The 21,164-nt window shown below is 70.6% G+C and carries 20 protein-coding genes and 2 pseudogenes; 11 read left to right on the top strand and 11 right to left on the bottom strand.

Features of this window, described 5'->3' with window-relative positions:
* Positions 1–3: 3 nt before the first annotated feature.
* The 3 genes from ACYSMR_RS02515 to ACYSMR_RS02525 all read right to left on the bottom strand — a co-directional run bounded on the left by ACYSMR_RS02515 (position 4) and on the right by ACYSMR_RS02525 (position 2,982).
* Positions 4–1,338, bottom strand: a complete 1,335-nt coding sequence (locus ACYSMR_RS02515; protein ID WP_309126102.1) for an NtaA/DmoA family FMN-dependent monooxygenase — start codon at positions 1,336–1,338, stop codon at positions 4–6.
* 122 nt (positions 1,339–1,460) lie between these two features.
* Positions 1,461–2,177: an NADPH-dependent F420 reductase gene (locus ACYSMR_RS02520; RefSeq protein WP_461747278.1), complete on the bottom strand. Its 717-nt coding sequence runs from the start codon at positions 2,175–2,177 to the stop codon at positions 1,461–1,463.
* A 202-nt stretch (positions 2,178–2,379) separates the two neighbouring features.
* Positions 2,380–2,982 (bottom strand): TetR/AcrR family transcriptional regulator, encoded by a 603-nt coding sequence (locus ACYSMR_RS02525; protein ID WP_461747279.1) that lies wholly within the window; start codon positions 2,980–2,982, stop codon positions 2,380–2,382.
* A 203-nt stretch (positions 2,983–3,185) separates the two neighbouring features.
* On the opposite strand from ACYSMR_RS02525, the gene ACYSMR_RS02530 reads away from it, so the two are divergent.
* Positions 3,186–4,721, top strand: coding sequence for a DHA2 family efflux MFS transporter permease subunit (locus ACYSMR_RS02530; RefSeq protein ID WP_461747280.1), 1,536 nt, complete (start codon positions 3,186–3,188; stop codon positions 4,719–4,721).
* 190 nt (positions 4,722–4,911) lie between these two features.
* Here ACYSMR_RS02530 and ACYSMR_RS02535 read toward each other — a convergent pair.
* From ACYSMR_RS02535 to ACYSMR_RS02545, 3 genes and pseudogenes are all read right to left on the bottom strand, one after another.
* Positions 4,912–5,274: pseudogene (locus ACYSMR_RS02535) on the bottom strand (recombinase family protein); the annotation flags it as partial.
* A 542-nt stretch (positions 5,275–5,816) separates the two neighbouring features.
* Positions 5,817–6,398 (bottom strand): dihydrofolate reductase family protein, encoded by a 582-nt coding sequence (locus ACYSMR_RS02540; protein WP_461747281.1) that lies wholly within the window; start codon positions 6,396–6,398, stop codon positions 5,817–5,819.
* Between the two features lie 528 nt (positions 6,399–6,926).
* Positions 6,927–8,405 (bottom strand): MFS transporter, encoded by a 1,479-nt coding sequence (locus ACYSMR_RS02545; protein WP_461747282.1) that lies wholly within the window; start codon positions 8,403–8,405, stop codon positions 6,927–6,929.
* A gap of 213 nt (positions 8,406–8,618) precedes the next feature.
* Here ACYSMR_RS02545 and ACYSMR_RS02550 point away from each other — a divergent pair, with 213 nt between their 5' ends.
* The 5 genes from ACYSMR_RS02550 to ACYSMR_RS02570 all read left to right on the top strand — a co-directional run bounded on the left by ACYSMR_RS02550 (position 8,619) and on the right by ACYSMR_RS02570 (position 12,945).
* Entirely contained in the window at positions 8,619–8,831 is a 213-nt protein-coding gene (locus ACYSMR_RS02550) for a heavy-metal-associated domain-containing protein (protein WP_461747283.1), read from the top strand.
* Positions 8,828–9,811: a heavy-metal-associated domain-containing protein gene (locus ACYSMR_RS02555; protein ID WP_461747284.1), complete on the top strand. Its 984-nt coding sequence runs from the start codon at positions 8,828–8,830 to the stop codon at positions 9,809–9,811. The genes ACYSMR_RS02550 and ACYSMR_RS02555 overlap by 4 nt, the downstream gene beginning before the upstream one ends.
* A gap of 70 nt (positions 9,812–9,881) precedes the next feature.
* Positions 9,882–12,206: a heavy metal translocating P-type ATPase gene (locus tag ACYSMR_RS02560; protein ID WP_461747285.1), complete on the top strand. Its 2,325-nt coding sequence runs from the start codon at positions 9,882–9,884 to the stop codon at positions 12,204–12,206.
* Positions 12,207–12,230: 24 nt separating this feature from the next.
* Positions 12,231–12,494 (top strand): YHS domain-containing protein, encoded by a 264-nt coding sequence (locus ACYSMR_RS02565; protein WP_461747286.1) that lies wholly within the window; start codon positions 12,231–12,233, stop codon positions 12,492–12,494.
* Between the two features lie 100 nt (positions 12,495–12,594).
* A complete protein-coding gene (locus ACYSMR_RS02570; protein WP_461747287.1) occupies positions 12,595–12,945 on the top strand; it encodes a metal-sensitive transcriptional regulator in 351 nt (116 codons plus the stop codon).
* Positions 12,946–12,961: 16 nt separating this feature from the next.
* Here the strand turns inward: ACYSMR_RS02570 and ACYSMR_RS02575 are convergent, their stop codons facing one another.
* Positions 12,962–13,228 (bottom strand): metal-sensitive transcriptional regulator, encoded by a 267-nt coding sequence (locus ACYSMR_RS02575; protein ID WP_461747288.1) that lies wholly within the window; start codon positions 13,226–13,228, stop codon positions 12,962–12,964.
* A gap of 133 nt (positions 13,229–13,361) precedes the next feature.
* Between ACYSMR_RS02575 and ACYSMR_RS02580 the strand changes: the two genes are divergently transcribed.
* Together ACYSMR_RS02580 and ACYSMR_RS02585 are read left to right on the top strand one after the other, a co-directional pair.
* The gene (locus ACYSMR_RS02580; RefSeq protein WP_461747289.1) at positions 13,362–14,156 is read left to right on the top strand and encodes an MBL fold metallo-hydrolase; all 795 of its coding nucleotides are present in this window, start codon (positions 13,362–13,364) and stop codon (positions 14,154–14,156) included.
* Positions 14,157–14,293: 137 nt separating this feature from the next.
* Entirely contained in the window at positions 14,294–15,547 is a 1,254-nt protein-coding gene (locus ACYSMR_RS02585; protein WP_461747290.1) for an MFS transporter, read from the top strand.
* 406 nt (positions 15,548–15,953) lie between these two features.
* On the opposite strand, the gene ACYSMR_RS02590 is transcribed toward ACYSMR_RS02585, so the two are convergent.
* Together ACYSMR_RS02590 and ACYSMR_RS02595 are read right to left on the bottom strand one after the other, a co-directional pair.
* Positions 15,954–17,294 carry an NtaA/DmoA family FMN-dependent monooxygenase gene (locus ACYSMR_RS02590; protein ID WP_461747291.1) on the bottom strand — a complete coding sequence of 447 codons (1,341 nt, stop codon included), beginning with the start codon at positions 17,292–17,294 and terminating at the stop codon, positions 15,954–15,956.
* Between the two features lie 24 nt (positions 17,295–17,318).
* Positions 17,319–17,816, bottom strand: a complete 498-nt coding sequence (locus ACYSMR_RS02595; protein ID WP_461747292.1) for a flavin reductase family protein — start codon at positions 17,814–17,816, stop codon at positions 17,319–17,321.
* Between the two features lie 53 nt (positions 17,817–17,869).
* Here ACYSMR_RS02595 and ACYSMR_RS02600 point away from each other — a divergent pair, with 53 nt between their 5' ends.
* Complete coding sequence (locus ACYSMR_RS02600; protein WP_461747293.1) at positions 17,870–18,244, top strand: MerR family transcriptional regulator; 375 nt, start codon at positions 17,870–17,872, stop codon at positions 18,242–18,244.
* A gap of 77 nt (positions 18,245–18,321) precedes the next feature.
* Here ACYSMR_RS02600 and ACYSMR_RS02605 read toward each other — a convergent pair.
* Positions 18,322–18,687, bottom strand: a pseudogene (locus ACYSMR_RS02605) (helix-turn-helix domain-containing protein); the annotation flags it as partial.
* Between the two features lie 680 nt (positions 18,688–19,367).
* Here ACYSMR_RS02605 and ACYSMR_RS02610 point away from each other — a divergent pair.
* The gene (locus tag ACYSMR_RS02610) at positions 19,368–19,769 is read left to right on the top strand and encodes a phosphatase domain-containing protein (protein WP_461747294.1); all 402 of its coding nucleotides are present in this window, start codon (positions 19,368–19,370) and stop codon (positions 19,767–19,769) included.
* A gap of 84 nt (positions 19,770–19,853) precedes the next feature.
* Here ACYSMR_RS02610 and ACYSMR_RS02615 read toward each other — a convergent pair whose 3' ends face one another.
* Positions 19,854–20,081, bottom strand: coding sequence for a hypothetical protein (locus ACYSMR_RS02615; protein ID WP_461747295.1), 228 nt, complete (start codon positions 20,079–20,081; stop codon positions 19,854–19,856).
* Positions 20,082–20,667: 586 nt separating this feature from the next.
* On the opposite strand from ACYSMR_RS02615, the gene ACYSMR_RS02620 reads away from it, so the two are divergent.
* Positions 20,668–21,033 (top strand): hypothetical protein, encoded by a 366-nt coding sequence (locus tag ACYSMR_RS02620; RefSeq protein ID WP_461747296.1) that lies wholly within the window; start codon positions 20,668–20,670, stop codon positions 21,031–21,033.
* Positions 21,034–21,164 lie beyond the last annotated feature (131 nt).

Here is a 21,164-nt window from a genome sequence, read left to right on the forward strand (position 1 = left end):
GGGTCACCGGGTGAGGTCCGTGAGCCGGGGGTCCAGTCCGTACTGGGCGGGGGCGCCGAGGTGCCCGCGCAGGGTGGAGCCCTCGTAGTCGTGGTGGTAGAGCCCGCGCTCTTGCAGGAGGGGCACGACCTCGTCGACGAAGGTGTCGATCCCGTCCTCGTAGACGTCGATGGAGACCCAGAAGCCGTCGGCCGCCCCGGCCTCGAACCATTCCTGCAGATGGTCGGCGGTCACCGAGGCCGGGCCCACCGGTGTCGGGTGGTAGTCGATGACCCCGTGGGCGAGGATGTCGCGGAGGGTCCACCCTTCCCGGGCGACCTCCAGGGCCCGCGGGGAGCGGGGATCGAAGGGACTGGGGCGGGCGTCCGCCAGCTGGGCGAGGCTCAGCGGCTGGTCCAGCTGGTCGACGTCCAGCTCCAGTCCCAGCATGGACCCCAGGTACGGGACACGGGCCGGGAAGATGTGCTCGCCCAGGGCCACACGGCGGTCCAGGGCGGCGCGCTTGGTGGGGCCGATCGCCGGCATCACCCCGGCGAAGAACTTCACCTCCTCAGGGTTCCGTCCGGCCCGGCGTGCCGCGTCGCGGACCGCCTCACGCTGGGCCCGGGCGTCCTCGATGGTGAACACCGCCCCGATGACCGCGCTGGCGTAGCGCCCGGCCAGTTCCAGCCCGTAGTCCCCACCGCCGGCGGAGAAGATCACCGGCTGGCCCTGCTCCGAGGGCGGAATGGGCAGCGGCCCCCGGGCGGCGACGTGCTCCCCGCCCAGGTTGATGGGCTGGATCTTCCCCGGGTCGGCGAACCGCCCGGTGCTCGTGTCCTTGAGCCAGGCGTCGGGCTGCCAGCTGCCCCACAGCGCCTGGGTGATCTGGATCATCTCGTGGGCGCGCTGGTAGCGCTGGGGGCGGGGGGCGATCTGCCGGCCGAAGTTGGCCGCGGAGGCGGGGTCGCTGGTGGTCACCGCGTTCCAGCCGGCACGCCCGTGGCTCATCACGTCCAGGGCCTTGAACTGCCGGGCGAGGTTGTAGGGCTCGTTGAAGGTCGTCGACCCGGTGGCCACCAGGCCGATGCGTTGGGTGCCGCGGGCGATGGCCGCCAGCGTCAGCATGGGCTCGAGGGTGAGCATGGGGGCCTCATGCTCCGGGTTCCCGCTCAGGGCCAGGAAGTCGGGCAGGAACAGGAACGCGAACTTGCCGCGTTCGGCGGCCTGGGCGTAGCGCACCTGGGCGTCGACATCGGTGTAGTTGGACGGGTCCACCCCGGGCGCCCGCCAGGCGGCCAGCTGGGAACCGTAGCCGTTGCCGAGCTGCATGCCCAGGATCATCTGCGAATTCGTCACGGTCTCTTCTCCTCCGGCCGTCGCCGGGCCTTCTAAATCGGTGGGGTGCCACTGTCGGAGCAGCATCGGATGGACGCCGGTCCGGCAGGTGCCACCGCGTACAGGGATGAGGGGCGGGTGCTTCAGAAGGTGCGCTCGGCCACCCGCACCCGCTGGGCTCCTTCCAGTGCGGAGGTCAACGTGGCGGCGGCGACGGGGGCGGACGCAGCCTCGAGCATCTGCTCCGCGGGGGTGGCGGGGTCAGCAAGGTAGAGCCGGGTGTAGGCGGCGGCCTCGGGCTCGAACCGCCAGCCCTCGGACAGGGCGCCGGCGTCGACGGTGTCGAACCCGAGCCGGTCGGCCAGCCCCGCCACCTGGGCCTTGGCTGCGGCGTCGTTGCCCGCCATCGGCAGGGCGGTGCGGTCCGGCGCCCCGGCCGGGCGGGCCAGGGCGGGGATGTGGTGGGCGAGGATGTTGCTGAACGCCTTGACCAGCCGGGCTCCGGCGACGTGGCACTGGACGAGCTCGCTGGTGGTGAGCTCCTCTGCGTCGAGGACGGGGATGCGCCCGTCGCGGAACGGGTAGTAGTTGCTGGTGTCGACCACGGTGTTGCCTTCCAGCGCTTCCGCCGGGATCGCGGTTGCCGCGGTCAGCGGCACGGACAGCACCACGATCTCCCCGGCGTCGGCGGCCTGCTCGACGGTGCCCGCGGTGGCCAGCGGTCCCAACTCGGCGACGAGATCGGTGAGGGTTTCGGGGCCGCGGGAGTTGGCGATGACGACCGGGATGCCGGCCGCTGTTGCCAGGCGCGCGATGGCCGCGCCGATGTTGCCGCTGCCGATGATGCCAAGGGTGGACATGACAAGTCCTCAATCTGGGATAGGTGGGATGGATGAAGCGGGGGTCGGCGCCCGCTCGGGCGTCCGTCCCGCAGTGGGCGGTTCACGACACCCCGCGAGCAGGGCTCCATCGCCGGCTCAGCAGTCGTTGCCGCCTCGTCCTGCGGAGCGCCGTGCTCGGCACGAGGGGTTGCGTCGGCATTCTCGTGGTCGTCGGTGCAGATCAGGTCGCCGGGGCGTCCCCGGCCTGGGGTGTGGCCCAGCCGGAACGGACCATGTCTCGCATCGCCTGGGCCGAGGCCTCATCGGACATCGCGGCCCCGCGCACCCAGGCCGTGGCCAGGGCCGCCAGGAACAGGTCCCGCCCGCGCACCCACGGCCGGGCCGTGCCCTCGCGCTGGGCGGCGGCGAGGAACTCGTCGGTGGTCGTGATGAAGCCCTGACAGGTGATCGCCAGCGGGGAGGATTCCTCAGACAGTGCCGCCCGCAAGGGGTCGGACAGCCCGTCGAAAGCGGTCACCCACTCCCCCAGCGCCTCCAGCCACTGCTCGAGGGCGGCCGCCGAGTCGGTCTCCTCCCGGATAGCCCGGTGCCGGGCCTCCAGGTCCTCGTTGCGGGCCTGCAAGAGAGCCGCCAGCAGCGCGTCCCGGTTGGGGAAGTGCCGGTAGAGGGTCCCGGCCCCCACACCGGCGCGCTTGGCCAGCGCGTCCAGGGACCCGGTGATGCCGGCCTCGGCGAAGAACTCCTCGGCGACTTCCAGGATGCGCGTGCGGTTGCGCCGGGCATCGGTGCGCGGCCGACGCGTGCCGGCCCCTGCCTCAGTCATGGTCCTGCTCCTCTCATTGACAAAGTGGAGACTATCTCCGCATAGTCGTCCATGGCAAGCGGAGAACTTCTCCATTTTACGGCCATGGGGGCATCCCCTGTTGGGATACACACCCCCTCTGGCATGCCGTCGACCACAGGGGCCCGGTCCGCACCGGTCCACGTCGAGGCTGACCCCACCGCACCAGAAAGAGAGCACCCCTCATGACCACCCCACAGGTCTCGATCGACCCACAACCCGATACCGGCCCCCACGTGCCGGTCGCTGCGCCGGTCACGGGTTCGGCCGAGAAGCTGGCCCCCGGTGACGGCCTGGCTCTGGGGCTGCTGATGGCCTCGACGTTCATCGTGCTGCTGAACGAGATGCTGCTGGGTGTTGCGCTGCCCACCCTCATCGAGGAGCTGGCGATCACCGCGACGACCGGGCAGTGGCTGACCACCGGCTACCTGCTCACCCTCGCCGTCCTGATCCCGGCCACCGGCTTCGTGATGCGCAAGTTCCCCCTGCGCACGATCTTCCTGACCGCGATGTCACTCTTCGCACTGGGGACGGCGCTCGCCGCTCTCGCCCCTGGCTTCGGGCTCCTGTTCACCGGCCGGATCATCCAGGCTGTCGGCACCGCGGTCTTCCTGCCGCTGCTGATGGCCACGACCATGCGCCTGGTGCCGGCGGCCCGTCAGGGCCGGATGATGGCGCTGGTCGTGATCGTCTCCTCCGCCGCACCGGCGCTGGGCCCGGCGGTCTCGGGCCTGGTGCTGTCGCAGCTGAGCTGGCGGTGGTTGTTCCTCCTGATGGTCCCGATCGCCCTGGCTGGGCTGGTGCTGGGTGCGGTGAAGCTGCGCAACATCACCACCCCGGAACCGGTCACCCTCGATGTGCTCTCCCTGGTCCTCTCGGCGGTGGGGTTCGGTGCCCTGGTCTATGGGCTGGCCACCATCGGGGAGGCCACCTCGGGCCACACGCCCATCCCCCCGCACCTGCCGATCCTCGTGGGCGTGCTCGGCATGGCCGCCTTCGTCCTGCGGCAGCGGGCGCTTCAGCGCACCGACGGCGCACTCCTGGACGTGCGGATCTTCGCCGTCAGGGCGTTCACGGTGCCGCTGGTGGTGATGCTGGCTTTGACCATGACGGCCTTCGGCACGGGAGTCGTCTTCCCGCTGCTGCTGAGCAGTGTCAGCGGGTTGGGCACCTTGCAGATCGGGCTGTTCCTCGTGCCCGGCGGTGTCACGATCGCGGTGGTCTCGGCCATCGGCGGGCGTCTCTACGACCGGCTCGGCCCCCGGCCCCTGGCGATCCCCGGGGCACTCATCGTGGCCGGATCCCTGTGGTTCCTCAGCCGCCTCGACTCCGGCACGGCCGTGCCCACCCTGCTCATCGCCTACATCACCATGATCATCGGGCAGGCGCTGATGTGGAGCCCGCTGACCACGGCCGCGCTGTCGGCGCTGCCCGCCCACCTCTACCCCCACGGCAGCGCGGCGTTCGGCACCATCCAGCAGCTCGGTGGCGCGGCCGGCACCGCGATCCTCGTCTCCGCCTACACCCTGGGATCCACCGCACACGGCACCGGTTCCCTGGATGCGGCCCAGGCCGTCCCCGCCGCCCAGGCCGCCTTCACCGCCGCGGCCGTCATCGCCTCCGTCTCGGCCCTCGCCACCCTGCTCGTCCGCCGACCTGGGGCGACGGGCCCCCATACCCCTGGAACGCCGGCTCCCGAGACCCCTGGATCGGTGGCCTGACTCATCCCCCAGCTGCCGTCGGGAACCTCCGGAGATGCGTATCGAACCGAGTTCCGATCGCCTGGCCGCGCACGGGACCGAACAAGAGCTCCCGCACAGCACTCACCAGAGGCCCCGTCACCGCACGGCCCTTGGTGTGAAACCCACACGGGATGCTTCGCTGATCGGCACGCTCAGGCCATTGGCGCCGGAGTTCCCGGATGCGCCGGTACAGGGTCGCCCGCGACATGCCCAGGTCGCGGGCGACTGGGTCGCCGGCTCCCCACCCTCGATCAGCCGGAGGGCATTGCGGATCCGGGAGTCGGTGAAGGTCTGACGGCGGCCGCCGAGGTCCTTGCCGGCGGCCGCCGTTCGGCCACCGCGTCCGTGATCCGCTCCCGCTTGATCTCCAGCTCCATCTGCGCCAGGGCAGCCATGACCGTGAAGACCATCGGCCCCATCGGGGTGGCGGTGTCCACGTCTCCCCCACCGAGGGTCAGCACCCGCGACCCCGCGCCCTGCCCCGCGGCTGCTCGGCGAAGACCACCATGTTCAGCGTCGACCGACCCACCTTCGAAGGCGGACGACCATGTCGCCGGCGTCGTGGTAGCGCGATAAGACGACACGCCAAGCTGACGGTGATGCCCCTCCCCTGACGGCCGCGGGGCTGCCGTGGCATCGTCTGCGGTCCGGGCCTTCTCCTCTTCGGTCGATGTCTGTGGTCGCCGCCGGCCACTGGCTCACTTGCCCCGCAGGAGATCCGGAACGGGCCGCCCGACACGCCGAAGACGACGCACCCCGGGTGTGGCGAGCACCCGCCACCCCAGAGGAGAGCTGCACGTGGCCCTGCCGCCCACCCCGACCGTGCTCCCGCTTCCCGAGGCCGTGGAGCGATACTCGGAGCTCTGCCGGCAGACGACGACGATCCGCAGCTGAGCACCCGGATGGTCGCCTCCTACAACGAGGCCTCCTCCTACTCCGGCCCGCAGATCGACAACCGAGAAGTCCTGGCGGACGGGCCGCTCGGGCCGCAGTTCCTACGCCTGCGGACCTACCCCAGGCCCGATCGTCGGTCACCGTTCGCAGTGGACTTCTTCGCGTACCCGCTCAGGTCGGTCAACGGCGCACCCGATAGCGCAGGTGAAGCACCCGGTGGCCCAGAGTCACCACGTCGGGATCCTCCAACAGGTGCGGTGCGTGGACCGACCCGAAATAGCGCTTGCCGGACCTGAACACGACGGGTACGACGTCCATGCGCACCTCGTCGACCAGGCCCGCGGCAAACACCTGGCCACCGACGTCGCCGGCGGCTATCTCGACGATGCGGTGACCTGCAAGCTCCTGCGCCTTGGCCACGGCTGCCTCAGAGCCATCGACGAAGTGGAACGGCGCCTCGGGGTCCCACCCCTCGGGCGCCGGCCGGTGGGTCACAACAACCACGTGGTCGACTCCGCCCGGAGGCTTTCCGCCCCAGCCGTCCGTCAGGTCGAAGACGTGGCGGCCGACAACCGTTGCCCCGATCTGATCCCAGTACGGCCTGATGTAGTCGTAGGACTCTTGCGACACTTTCAACGCGCCGCTCTCGTCCAACGGCACGTCACCGCCGAGCAACCAGTCGAACAGCGGCCCAGGCTGGTCGTTCTCGTCGGCGATGAAGCCGTCCACCGACACCGAGCCGTACATGACCACCGTGCCCACAAGCTCTCCTCCGCTTTGGGGTTGGCCCCGACCCAGCGTGCTGTCAGCCGTCGCTCTGGTACGAAATCTACCGGCCGGCAACGGCCAGCTGTCCAGCACATGGCCGAGATGTCCGCGCAGGCACCTCTAGTGGGACGCCCTCACTGGCGTGGCGTCTCGGTGACCGCATCAACATTGCCGGCGTCGCTTGTCGGCCATGTGATCAGCTCCTCGAGGAAGGTGATGCCGCCCTCGAGGAGCTGACGGATCACGTCCCGACCGCGCTTGTCCCCGGATTCTTGGACAACGGCTTCTCGTAGTCGCTTCCCTTCAGGCGGTTGGTCTCCTCGGAGCGAAGCTCTTGGACCCGCCGAAGGCAGGAGACGTCAGGCTGCGCCGAGGAGTACCCGCGCTCGGTGAAACAGCGCCTCCACTGCATCATCGTTCCCATCAGCAATGTCCGGCAGCCGGCCATATGCGAAGCGGTGGCCTGGGCCGGAGTTGCCACCCAGGGCGGCAACTCAGGCTCAGGCCACACGGGGGCCTGTTTCAGCGTGTCGTCCCGGGCAGGGCGCTGGCAGGCCCGGGGGTGTGCTCCTCGGCCACCGGTGGGGCGGTGAGGGTGACCAGGGCCAGTGCTGCGGCCACGAGGAGGAGCCCGGTGGCGGCGGTCATCGCGGCGCCGTATCCGGCCACCAGGGCCTCCCCCGTCGGCACCACCTGGTTTTCGGGGGCGCCGGTGACGGTGGCGGCGATCCCGGCCAGGACGGCCAGACCGAGGGCCACGCCGATCTGCTGGGCGGAGTTGAGCAGCGCGGAGGCGATCCCGGCCTTGTCCGGGTCGACACGGTAGACGGCGGCCTGGGTGAGGGTGACCGCAGCAGCCCCGAAGCCGACCGCGAGGAGGAACATCGCCGGGGCGAGATCCACCCAGTAGGTCGCCTGAACGGTGATCGTGGACAGCCAGAACACCGCCGCGGCGCCCAGCAGCGCACCCAGTGCTGCGATGTAGCGCGGGCCGAGGCGCAGCAGCAGCTTCGGTGCGAGGCCGGCGCCGACGACGATGCCGGCGGCGAAGGGCAACCAGGAGATGCCGGTGCGCAGCGGGCTGTACTGGAGCACCTGCTGCAGGTAGAGGGTGATGACGTAGAAGGTCCCCATCGGCCCGACAGCGACCAGGAGCATGGTGAGGTAGGCCCCGGAGCGGTGGCGGTCACGGAACAGGTCCAGCGGCACCAGGGGGTTGCGGCTGCGCGACTGGGTGAGCGTGAACGCGGCCAGGGCCACCACCCCGGCGGCCACGAGGCTCCAGGCGAGGGGGTCGGTGAACCCATCCTCACCGAACCGGGTGATCGCGTACACCAGGGCGACCATGCCTCCGGTGCCCAGCGCTGTCCCGAGGGCGCCGAGTCGGCCGGTGTGCGGCTCGGCGCCGACCAGGGTGCGCGAGCCCAGGAGCACGAGCAGCCCGATCGGGACGTTGATGAAGAACACCCACCGCCAGCCCAGGGTGCCGGTGAGCACCCCGCCCAGCAGCAGGCCGACCACGATGCCCAGCCCTGACATCGCCCCGTAGAGCGACAGCGCGTTGTCGCGCATCCTGCGCGTCGAGAAGGTCGTCGCGATCAGGGCCAGGGCATTGGGCGCGGTCATCGCCGCCCCGACCCCCTGCACGGCCCGTGCTGCGATGAGCATCGCTGCGCCCTGCCCGAGGCCGCCGACCAGTGAGGCGACGATGAACACGGCGATGCCGATCTGCAGGGTACGGCGGCGCCCGAACAGGTCCCCGATCCGGCCACCCAGCAGCAGCAGCGCCCCGAACGCGAGGATGTAGGCGTTGACGACCCACGGCAGGTGCACCGCCGGAACCCCGAGCTCGCGCTGGATGGACGGCAGGGCGATGTTCACGACCGAGTCGTCCAGCACCAGCATCAGCTGGGCGGTGGCGATCACCAGCAGCGGGACCAGCCCGCCCCGGGAGCCCCCGGAGGTGTCAGACCGCGCGGTGGCGGAGGCGGCAGCAGGCATCGGAGAACTCCTCAGGACAGGGGGCACGGCAGTCACCGCGCAATAAGTTGATACCCCTACGGGGTATGTTCACAGGTTCATCCTTACCCCCAGGGGGTACGCATGTCAAACCCTCCAGAGCTTCTGGCATTACTTGACACTGGTACCCCGGGGGGGTACACATGAAGATGTACATATACCCCCTAGGGGTAATTGATCGGGAGGATGACGACCATGACGACCACTCAGTTCCAGGTGACCGGGATGACCTGCGGGCACTGCGAGATGTCGGTGCGCCAGGAGGTCCAGGAGATCCCCGGCGTCGAGTTCGTGGAGGTCAGCCACCAGAGTGGCCGGCTCACCGTCACCAGCACCGGGCTGGCGGATGAGGCGGCAGTGGTGGCCGCGGTGGAGGAGGCCGGCTACCAGGTCGTGCGGTCGGTGTGAACGCCGCCGGACGGCTGGGGGCCTACGCGGCCGGTGTGGTGGTGGTGTTCGCCGGGGCCTTCGCCGCGGCCGGTGCCGTGGTGCCCGCCGAGATGGTGGAGGCCTGGACGCAGCAGACGGAAGGAAGTGCAGTGGAGCAGCACGGAACCGACGAGCACAGCCAGGACCACGTTCCGGTCGGGACCGCCTCCACCGGCCACGCCGACCACCCGCCCCAGGGGGTGACCGTGGAGCAGAGCGGCTACCTCCTCCGGGAGGTCTCCGCCCCGCGCACCACCGAGGAAGCCGGGGAGCTGGCGTTCACGATCACCGGCCCCGACGGGGCTCCGGTCACCGACTACGACACCGAGCACGAGAAGGAGCTGCACCTGATCGTGGTGCGCTCCGACGGCGCCCACTACCGCCACGTCCACCCCGTGATGGACGAGGACGGGCGCTGGTCGATGCCCTGGCAGTGGGAGGCGGCCGGCACCTACCGGATCTACGCCGACTTCTCCCCGGCCGGGGACGGGGAGAGCCTGACGCTGACCCGTACCGTGCACGTTGCCGGGGACTTCGACCCGGCGACCCCGGAGGTGACCGTCACCGACCAGGTTGACGGATACCAGGTGTCCCTGGAGGGCGACTTGTCGGCCGGGTCCGTCTCCGACCTGGCCATCAGCGTCACCCGGGACGGGGCCCCGGTCACCACGCTTCAGCCCTACCTGGGTGCTTACGGGCACCTGGTGGCCCTGCGCGCCGGCGACCTGGCCTACCTGCACGTCCACCCCGAAGGCGCCGAGCCGATCCCCGGGCAGACCTCCGGGCCCGAGGTGGAGTTCGCCACCACGGCCCCGAGCCCGGGCCGGTACTACCTCTACTTCGACTTCCAGGTCGACGGGACCGTCCACACCGCCCAGTTCGCCCTCGACACCACCGACACCACCGGTGGCACTGCCACCGCAAGCAGCACCACCACCGCCGAGCACGGCGGGCACTGACCCCTTCTCAACCATCGGCAGTGGTCCCGGCCGAACAGGCCGGGACCGTCCCGGGAGAAAGAAGCACCCCATGACTGCATCCTCAGCCCCTCCCCCGGCGGTGGGCACCGACCTCGAGCTCGAGATCGGCGGGATGACCTGCGCCTCGTGCGCCCACCGGATCGAGCGCAAGCTCAACAAGCTCGACGGCGTCACCGCCACGGTCAACTACGCCACCGAGAAGGCCCGCATCAGCGCCCCGGCCGGCTACGACCCCCAGCAGCTGATCACCGCGGTGGCCAACGCCGGGTACACGGCCCAGCTCCCCGCGATTCCCCAGGAGACCGAGGACGATGCGGCCGATGGTGGGACGGACCGTCGCGACGTGGAGCTGCTGGCCCTGCGCCAACGGTTGATCGGTGCCGCAGCACTGGGGGGCCCGGTGATCGCCATGGCGATGATCCCCGCCCTGCAGTTCCCCCACTGGCAGTGGCTGTCCCTGACCCTGGCCGCCCCGGTGGTCGCCTGGGCCGGGTGGCCCTTCCACAAGGCCGCCGCCACCAACCTGCGCCACGGTGCGGCGACCATGGACACCCTGATCTCGATGGGCACCACCGCCGCGTTCCTGTGGTCGCTCTACGCCCTGTTCCTCGGCACCGCCGGCACCCCGGGCATGAGGCACCCCTTCGAGCTGTCGGTGGCCCCCACCGACGGGGCGGCCAACATCTACCTGGAGGTCGCCGCCGGGGTGATCCTGTTCATCCTCGCCGGGCGGTACTTCGAGAAGCGCTCCAAGCGCCAGGCCGGGGCCGCCCTGCGGGCCCTGCTCGAACTCGGCGCCAAGGACGTGGCCGTGCTGCGCGGCGGGGCCGAGACCAGGATCCCCGTCGAGCAGCTGGCCGTGGGGGATGAGTTCGTGGTCCGGCCCGGGGAGAAGATCGCCACCGACGGCGTGGTCGTCAGCGGCTCCAGTGCAGTGGACGCCTCGATGCTCACCGGCGAGTCCGTGCCCGTGGAGGTCGCCGAAGGCGACCCCGTCACGGGGGCCACCGTCAACGCCGGCGGGCGCCTCGTCGTCCGCGCCACCCGGGTGGGGTCGGACACCCAGCTGGCGCAGATGGCCCAGCTGGTGGAGAACGCCCAGTCGGGCAAGGCCGAGGTCCAGCGGTTGGCCGACCGGATCTCCGGGGTGTTCGTGCCCGTCGTCATCGCCCTCGCCGTGGCCACCCTCGCCGCCTGGCTCGGCGCCGGCTTCCCGGCCACGGCCGCGTTCACCGCCGCCGTCGCCGTGCTGATCATCGCCTGCCCGTGCGCCCTGGGCCTGGCCACCCCCACCGCCCTGCTGGTGGGCACCGGCCGCGGCGCGCAACTGGGCCTGCTCATCAAGGGCCCGGAGGTCCTGGAGTCCACCCGCCGCATCGACACGATCGTGCTGGACAAGACCGGCACCGTCACTACCGGCACCATGACCCTCCAGGGCGTGCACACCGCACCCGGCACCGACGAGGCCGAGCTGCTGCGCCTCGCCGGGGCCCTGGAGCACGCCTCCGAGCACCCCATCGCCGGCGCCATCGCCCGCGCAGCCACCGACCGCGTCGGGACCCTGCCCACCCCCGAGTCGTTCCGGAACCTGGCGGGCCGCGGTGTGCAGGGTGTGGTCGAGGGCCACCTGGTGGCCGTGGGCCGGCAGTCCCTGCTCACCGAGTGGGCCCTGACCCTGCCCGCGGACCTGGCGACCGCCAAGGCACAAGCAGAGGCCACCGGACAGACCGCCGTGGTCGTGGCCTGGGACGGTCAGGTCCATGGGGTGCTGGTGGTGGCCGACGCGATCAAGGACACCAGTGCCGAGGCCATCGCCTCCTTCCGCGCCCTGGGCCTGACCCCGGTGCTGCTCACCGGTGACCACCGGGCCGTGGCCGAACAGGTCGCCGCCCAGGTCGGCATCGAGGAGGTCATCGCCGAGGTGATGCCGGCGGACAAGGTCCGGGTGATCACCGAGCTGCAGGCGAAGGGCAAGGTCGTGGCCATGGTCGGTGACGGCGTCAACGACGCCGCGGCCCTGGCCCAGGCCGACCTGGGCCTGGCCATGGGCACCGGCACCGACGCCGCCATCCAGGCCGCCGACCTCACCCTGGTGCGCGGGGACCTGCGCGCGGCCGCTGATGCGATCCGCCTGGCCCGCAAGACCCTGGCCACGATCAAGACCAACCTCTTCTGGGCCTTCGCCTACAACGTCGCAGCGGTCCCCCTGGCCGCTGCCGGGCTGCTCAACCCCATGCTCGCCGGCGCCGCCATGGCCTTCTCCAGTGTCTTCGTGGTCACCAACAGCCTGCGCCTGCGCACCTTCACCAGCCACACGACCACCCCGTCACCGACCCCCTCCCGCCCCCGGGTGCGGCAGCCGGTCGACGCCTGAACCCACACACCGAAAGGAACACCCATGGGAAACACCACCGGAAGCTGCGGCTGCTGCGGCTCCACCGACACCACCACCGGCCCGCAGGAGCTGACCCTGACCGCCAAACCCGCCAAGGGCGCCAACGACACGGCCGAGTGCCCGGTCATGGCCGGCACCCCCGTTGACAAGGCCGCCGCCGAAGCACAAGGGCTCTACCGCGACTACGCCGGCCAGCGATACTGGTTCTGCTGCCCCGGCTGCGCCCCGGCCTTCGACGCCGACCCCGCCCAGTACGCGGTGGCCTGATCCTGATCAACGCCTTCGGCGCCGGCGGCCCCGGATCAGCCCCACGGCTGGTCCGGGGCCGCCGACGCCCACCCATCCGATCGAAAGACGACACACCACCATGGACACCACCCCGGCCCCCGGCACCACCACCGACACCAGCGACACCCTCGCCGCCGAGGGCCACGCCACCCACGGCTACATCAGCGACAAGGACCGCTACCTCGCCCGCCTCAAGCGCATCGAGGGCCAGGCCCGCGGCATCGCCCGGATGGTCGACGAGGAGCAGTACTGCATCGACATCCTCACCCAGATCTCCGCCCTGACCTCCGCGCTGCGCAACGTCGGACTCGGACTGCTCGACGACCACATGAGGCACTGCGTCGCCGACGCCGCCCAGCTCGGCGGCGAGGCCGCCGACGCCAAGTTCAAGGAAGCCGCCGACGCCATCGCCCGCCTCGTCCGCTCCTGAGCGTCGGCTCGGCCACTCAGGCCAAGGAAAGGAACAGCTTCTCGAGGGCCTTCAGGTCCTCCTCCGTGGCGGGGTGCTCGCGATCCTGCACGACCTGCTGGAGGGTGCGGGAGATGATGGCGAATCCGGCCCGGTCCAGGGCCCGGGAGACGGTGGCGAGGTTGTGCACGGCCACCTGGCACTCCTGACCGTCCTCGATGGAGCGGATCACCGCGTCCAGCTGCCCGCGGGCGCGCTTGAGGCGGTTGAGCACCGGGGTCATCTCGGCCGGATCCATCTGCATCGCGGGTCCTCCTGGGGTGTCGATGGGCGCAGACCTTCCGACACAGCATACCCCGCGGGTATCTTGCATACCCCCTGGGTATCTGTCATGCTCACTGGGTCCCCATCTCCCCCGTTCGGAAGGACCCCTTCGCATGCCCCAGCTCGACGTCACCGTGGTGGGCGGGCCCACCACCGTCTTCACCCTGGGCGGTCTCACCTTCATGACCGACCCCACCTTCGACACCCCGCGCGCCTACCCGGCCCCGGAGGGCGCGCCGGTGCTCACCAAGACCACCGCCCCGGGCCTGAGCCCGGAGCAGCTGCCGCACCCGGACGTGGTGCTGCTCTCCCACGACGAGCACGCCGACAACTTCGACGAGACCGGGCGCGAGCTGGCCTCCCGGGTCGACACGGTGCTGTGCACCCCCGAGGCCGACAGCCGCGTGCCCTGGATCACCGGTCTGGGCACCTGGCAGACCGTCGACGTCACCGGGTCTGAGGGCCAGGTCGTGCACATCACCGGCGTGCCGGCTCTGCACGGGCCCGCAGGGTGCGAGCCGGTCACCGGCACCGTCACCGGGTTCGTCCTCCACGGGCAGGACCTCCCCACGGTCTACGTCAGCGGCGACAACGCCTCGGTTGAGCTGGTGGAGCAGATCGCCGCCCGCTTCCCGGACATCGACCTGGCGATCCTGTTCGCCGGCGGAGTGCGGTTCGGCGAGGCGATGTTCGACAACGCCGAGATCACCCTGACCGGCAAGACCGCCGCACAGGCCGCGGCGATCCTGTCCGGTGCGCAGATCGTGCCCGCCCACGTCGAGGGCTGGGCGCACTTCCGCGAGGACATCGAGGACGTGCGCACCGCCTTCGCCGCCGCGGGCCTGAGCGACCGGCTGCACGTGGCCGCCCCCGGCCAGACCATCACCGTGGACCTGCCCACTCGCTGATCCTCTCCCGGATCCTGCCCCACCGGCACCAGCTGCCGTCGCGGCGGCTCCTGGGCTGTTCCAGGGGGCGCGGACCGCACCCCCTGGAAATCCTCCTCAGCTGTCCCGCTTGCTCCCCACTCGCTCCGGAGAAACCGATGCCCACCCCGATCACACCGACCACCCCCGCGGACCACCGCCGGCTCCAGCGACGAGCCGTGCGCGTGCTCGCGACCGGCCAAGTCCTGGGCGGGCTGGGGATCGGAGCCACCGTGAGCATCGGCGCCCTGCTGCTCGTGGGGATCTCCGGCTCGCCCGCCTGGTCGGGCATGGCCGCGACCACCGGCACCCTGGGCGCGGCACTGCTGGCCATCCCCCTGGCCCGCCTGGCCCAAGCCCGGGGACGGCGCATCTCCCTGACCACCGGCGCCCTGATCGCCGTCCTCGGTGCGGCGCTCACCATCACTGCCGCCGCCCTCACCTCGCTGCCGCTGGTGCTGATCGGGCTGGGACTGATGGGCGCGGCCACGGCTCTGAACCTGCAGTCCCGCTTCGCCGCTACCGACCTGGCCTCTTCTGACACCCGGGCCCGGGACCTGTCCGTGGTGGTGTGGTCGACCACGATCGGCGCCGTGGCCGGTCCCAACCTGTTCGAGCCCGGCGAAGCCCTCGGGCGTGCCCTGGGCCTGCCCCCGCTCACCGGCGGCATCGCCATCGCCCTGCTCGCCCAACTGCTCGCCGCAGTCCTCTACCTCACGGCGCTGCGACCGGACCCGCTGCTCGTCGCGGCCACCGTCAGCAGCCCCAACAACCCCACCATGGACACGCGAGGCGGGGCGGTAGCCGCTCTCCGCGGCTCCGCGACCGCCCGGCGGGCCGTCACCAGCGTGGCCCTCAGCCACGCCGTGATGGTCGCGCTGATGTCGATGACCCCGGTGCACCTGAGCTCCCATGGGGCGGCCATCACGATCGTGGGCCTGACCATCAGCCTGCACATCGCCGGCATGTACGCCCTCTCCCCCGTCTTCGGCCACCTCACCGACCGCCTCGGCGCCCGCACCGTCGTCCTCACCGGCCAAGTGCTGCTCGCCGCAGCGCTGGTGACCTCCTGGGCCGGATCCACCTCCCACCTGCTGGTCACCAGCAGCCTCGTGCTGCTGGGCCTGGGCTGGTCCGCCGCCCTGATCGCCGGTTCCGCCATGGTCACCGCCGCGGTTGGACCAACCCAGCGACCCGCCCTGCAAGGCGCCTCCGACCTGATCATGAACCTCGCCGGCGCCACCGGCGGCGCCCTGGCCGGACCCGTCCTCACCCACATCGGCTTCGACGGGCTCAGCGCCGCACTGACCGTGCTCGTAGCCGTGGTGATCGCCACGAACCTCCGACGGCCTGCGGCCCACACGCATCGCTGAGGACCGCCGGCAGCTCCGGCCACGCAGTCGACAGATTCAACTCCCCATCAACCACACCCAGCCGCTGCGCACCTTCTTCCCGTGCGACACGACGCGCCACCACAAGGGCCGCCTGCCGCCAACCGGCCATATATAGAGCGGTTCTCCTGAGGCTGTGCGGGGTCCGGATGTCTGCGCCTGCGCGGTGGGGCGTCCGGGGCTGTTGTCGCCGTCGACCCCGGGACCGTTGGGTAGACGGTCTCGGGGCCGACGGCTTTTTTCGGTGCTGCGATCGATGTGCTGGACCGGGTCGATGAGATCGTCGCCTCGGCTGGGAACGTGGAATCCCGATGGCACCCGTTGCGGGGCGGTGGATCGGCAGCCGTCTCGGCGTCTGCGACTGTGACCGCAGGGCCGACCGGTGAGCTCAGTCCTGCGCGCCGCCGGTGAGCCGGGGGTCCAGGCCGTACTGCTGGGGGACGCCGAGGTTCTCGCGCAGGGTGGTGCCGGCGTAGTCGGTCGGGTAGATCCCGCGCTGCTGCAGCAGCGGCACCACCTCATCGACGAAGGCGTCCACGCCGTCCTCGTAGATGTCGGGCGAGACCCAGAAGCCGTCGACCGCGCCGGCCTCGAACCACTCCTGCAGGTGATTGGCGTGCACCGCTGCGGGCCCGACCGTGACGGGGTGGTAGTCGATGACGCCGTGGGCGAGGATGTCGCGGATCGTCCACCCTTCACGTGCCACCGTCAGGGCGATCCCGGAGCGCGGGTCCATCGGGGAGGCATGGGCGTCCGACAGCTGCTGGGCGGTGAGCGGCTGATCGATCTGGCGGCGCTCCAGCGGGATGCCCAGCATCCCGCCCAGGTGGGGCACCCGCGCCTCGAGCACCTCTGCCTGGATCGCGATCCGGCGGTCGAGGCCTTCGCGCACGGTCGGGGCCACGGTGGTCATGAGACCGGCAAAGTACTTGATCTCATCCGGGTCGCGGCCGGCCTCCTCGGCGGCCCTTCGGACCATCGCCCGCTGGGCCCGGGCTTCCTCGATGGTCCAGACCTCGGCGATGAACCCGCTGGCGTAGCGCCCGGCGATCGACAGCAGGTGCGGGCTGGGCCCGCCCGAGGTGAAGATCACCGGCTGCCCCTGCTCCGAGGGCGGGATCCCCAGCGGGCCACGGGAGCCGACGTACTTGCCTTGCAGGTTGATCGGCTGCAGCTTCGAGCTGTCGAGGAACTGTCCCGAGGCCTGGTCCTTGATCCAGGCGTCCTGTCCCCAGCTGCCCCACAGCGCCTGGACGATCTGGATCGACTCGTGGGCCCGCTCGTAGCGTTCGGACCGCTCGGCGACCGGTTGGCCGTAGTTCGCCGCGACCGCCGGGTCGCTGGTGGTGACGGCGTTCCAGCCGGCACGGCCGTGGCTGAGCACGTCCAGGGCCTTGAACTGGCGGGCGTGGTTGAACGGTTCTTGGAACGTGGTGGAGCCCGTCGCCACGAACCCGATGTGCGAGGTGGCCTGGGAGACGGCGGTCAACGCGATCATCGGGTCGATGATGTTGCTGATGGGTGCGTGCTCCACGCCGGGGCGCACCGCCGGGAAGTCGGGGGTGAAGAGGAAGGCGAACTTGCCCCGCTCAGCCGCCTGCGCGTAGCGGATGTTCGCCTCGATGTTGGTGTAGTTGCCCGGATCCACGTGCGGGGCCCGCCACGCGTTGGGCAGGGTCCCGTACCCGTCGACCAGGGCCATGCCGAGGATGATGTTCTTTTCTGCCATGGGGGTGTTCCTGTCGTTGCGGGCTCAGCGGGCGAGCCGGTGGGCGTTGCTGCCGAAGAAGACGAGGGGATGCTGCTCGGTGTCGCGACGCAGCTCGAGCACCCGCAGCAGGGTCAGGACGTGATCACCGGCCTCGACCTCGGTGTCGAGCTCGACGGTGAGCCTGGCCAGGGCGCCGGCCACGAAGGCCGCCCCGGCGTCGAGGTCCATGTCGATGCGGTCGAAACGCTCCAGGGTCGGCCGGCGCAGCTCCTGTAAGACCGGCGCCTGCTGCTCGCCCAGCACGCTGATGCCCCAGCGGGGCGCTGCCCGCAAAAGGGGCCAGCTCGTGGAGGTGTGGGCGAACGAGATGGAGACCAGGGGCGGGTCCAGGGAGACCGAGGTGAAGGAGTTCGCGGACAAACCCACGATCCTGCCCTCGACTTCGGCGGCGACGACGGCGATGCCGGTCGGGAAGCCGGCCAAAACCTGCCGCATCGCCTGGGCGGTCACGGGATGGGGTGAAGGGTGCGTGTGCTGCATGGCTCCATCCTGAAACCTTCACACCCATGTGAAGGTCAAGTTAGGGTGGGCGCATGCAGATCGGTGAACTATCGGACAAGACCGGGGTGGCGACGCGCCTGCTGCGGTACTACGAGGAGCAGGGGCTCATCACGCCGCGGCGGCTGCCCAACGGGTACCGGGACTACGACGACTATCTCGTCGACCGGGTGCTCAAGATCCGCGGCCTGCTCGAGGCCGGGGTCCCCACCCGCATCATCGGCGACATGCTGCCCTGTCTGCATCAATCCCAGGAGATCGTCGTGGAGAACCCGGACCCCCACCTGCGGGCCCTGCTGGTCGAACAGCGCGACAAGATGATCGAGCGCATCGCCTTCCTGGAACGCAACCGTGATGCCCTCACCCGCTACATCACCGCGATGGACCAGGCAATGCACCCGGCCCAGTGACCACGGGGCCCGCCCGGTAAGGGGGCGCCCGCTCAGGCACGGCAAGGGCATCGCGATGCCCACCGGAGACGACGGCCTCAGATGGTCGCCGCCTGCGGGAGCTCCCGGATCCGCCGATACAGGGTCGCCCGAGACATGCCCAGGTCCTGGGCCCCCTGAGTCGCCGGTTCTCCACCCTCTACGAGCCGGAAAGCGTTGCGAATCCGGTAGTCCGTGAAAGTCTGGCGACGGCCGCCGAGGTCCTTGTCGGCGGCCGTCGCTTGGCCACCGAATCGGTAATCCGCTCCCGCTAAATCTGCAGCCCCATCTGCGTCAGGGCGGCCGTGACGGTGAACACCATTGGCGCCATCGGGGTGGCCGTGTCCACGTCTCCCCCACCGGAGTTGAGCACCCGCAACCCCGCTCCGCAGTTGCTCGGCGACAGCCAGCATGTTCCGCGTCGGCGGACCCACCTGCGGACCTGCACGATCAACCGATGTGGTGTCTTAGTAGCGCAATAACACGACACGTTACAGGCACTGCAATGACCCCTCCCCTGTCACTCAGAACCGCAGGAACCAGCCCCGGTACAGCGTGCAGACCGCGTCGCACCGCACAATCAGCACAAGATCGAACTGACGGGCTGCGTGGCCGACTCGCCGGCCTCGATAAGCCGGAGGGCGTTGCGTATCTGAGAGTCGGTGGAGGTCGGTCGTCACCCACCCAGGTCCTCGCCGGCGGCCCGGAGCTGGGCCGTCAGCTCGATCATCCGTTCCCGTGTGATCTTCCATTTCATCGGGGCAGGCGGTGAGGACGGAAAAGATGATCGGGCCCCTTGGAGAATGAAGATTGGCGTCCCCCAGGTACAGCACCTGCGACCCCGCTCCCCTACTACGGAGCTGCTCGCCGTAGGCCGGCATGGTGTGGATCGACCGGCCTCGACGGTCCAGGATGGTCAGCACCACAGGCTCGCCGTCGTGGACGTCCTCACCTTCGGCTGAGCCACCACTCAGGGGCGTCCACCTGGCGGTCCGCCCCCGTTGGGCCCAGAGCACCAATGCAGCGCCACCAGGAGGGACGAACCGTGATCGACCGATCCGCAGCCCCCACACCACCCCACCTACAGCCGGAGAGGCCCTCGGCGGTGCTCGTCGATGTCGACGGGACCCTCGCCCTAGCCCAAGGCCGCAGCTACTACGACGAGTCGACAGTGTCGGAGGACCTGCCCAACGCCGCGATCATCACCATCGTCCAAGCCCTCTACCGAGACGGGCACCGCATCATCGTGCTCTCCGGGCGTACTGAGGCGGCTCGGGCGGACACCCTCGCCTGGCTTCAGCTGCACCTGCAGGTCCCCCTGGCGGGGTTGCACCTGCGCGCGGTCGGGGACCGACGACGCGACGCGACCGTCAAGCATGAGATCTACCGAGACCACATCATGGGCCGCTACGAGGTGCTGTGCGTGCTCGAGGACCGTGACCAGGTGGTGAAGCTGTGGCGGTCCCTGGACCTGACCTGCCTGCAGGTCGCCCCCGGGGACTTCTGACCCCGGCATTCCGGACCACACGGAGTTCCATAGTGCACGGCCCCCGCTTGACCCCGGCAGGGGATCCGGTGGGACGGTGGGTGCCTAGGCCTGCTGGTTGAGCCGGGCCAGCAACAGGGCCTCGGCCAGCATGCCCCGGCGCAGGTCGGCGAGGTCCAGGAACTCATCGACCCCGTGGGCGCGGGTGTCGGGATCCTCGGCGCCGGTGATGAGGTACTGCGCGCCCGGGAAGAGATCGGCCAGCTCGGCCACGATCGGGATGGACCCGCCCACGCCCATGTCCACGGCAGGAACCCCCCAGGCCTGGCCCATGGCCCATGCATGGCCCCGGCAGCCTCGGAGTGCTGATCGGCGGCGAACGGCCGGGACCCGCTGGTCGAGTGGAGGGACACCTCGGCCCCGAACGGCGGGCGCTCGGCCACGTGCCGTGCGAGGGCCGCCAGAGCCTGGGCGGGGGCGTTGCCCGGCGGGATGCAGATGCTCCACCCGGGCCCGGGCCACCGGCTGCACTCTGTACGGCACCGTGGGTGTCCCGTACGCTGGAAAGCAGGTGAGCCGGGAAGTCTGGTCGGCGTGATACTGCCGCCGAGCCCAGATGGAGCAGCTCCCATGGCCACTCACCTACCGCAGCGTTATCCCACGCCATCCTCACCGGGGCCCGCCTCACCAGGGCCTGCCTGGCCGCGCCCCAGTGCTTGTGACACGGCTCCCGTCTTGGCGGGGCGTGGTCCCGGCAAGAAGCCGACCGGTGCTCCTGGCCACCGCTGGTTCCGTGGGCAGCCCGAAAAGTCATGGGGCCGCCCCGCCGCACGTTGCTGTTGCCCTCAGGAACAGAAGGACGGCCGTCGGACGTGGGTGCGCACAGCGGCCCCGGCGTGCAGGCGGTGAGGGGGCGGCCGTGCAGCACAAGATATCGGTGTTGGTCCAGATTGACCTCCACTCCGCCTACGTCCGCCTGGTTGTCACCGGCTGTTTGACGGTCGACAGCCAGCAAGCCCTGTGCCCGCTGATCCGTCGGGCACGGACGCTGATCCCGCCGGTGGCGGTCACCGTCGACCTCACTGGTACCACCCATCTCGAGGCCACCGCTGTGGACCGATTGCGTAGGGACCTCACCGAGGAGAAGGTGCTGGGCGGAACAGGCCCTGTGCACCTGGTGGTGCCCGATACTCTGCCGCCCCACCCTGCCCTGCGCCCCGCCTTCCCCTTCGGCTGTCCCGGCCAGCAGGGCCGCCTAGGTCCCAGTCTGCCGGGCACACCCTGAGGTGGTAGTTCATGACCACCCCGCCCGCGGGCAGCACCGCAGTTCCGCCAACGAACCTGCCCAGGGTCCTGACCAATGGGCGGCCTCGGCTGCGCGCACGGGCTCCAAGGGGGGTGGTTGTGGCCCTGGGC

It is taken from the genome of Kocuria sp. U4B, from assembly GCF_054875615.1.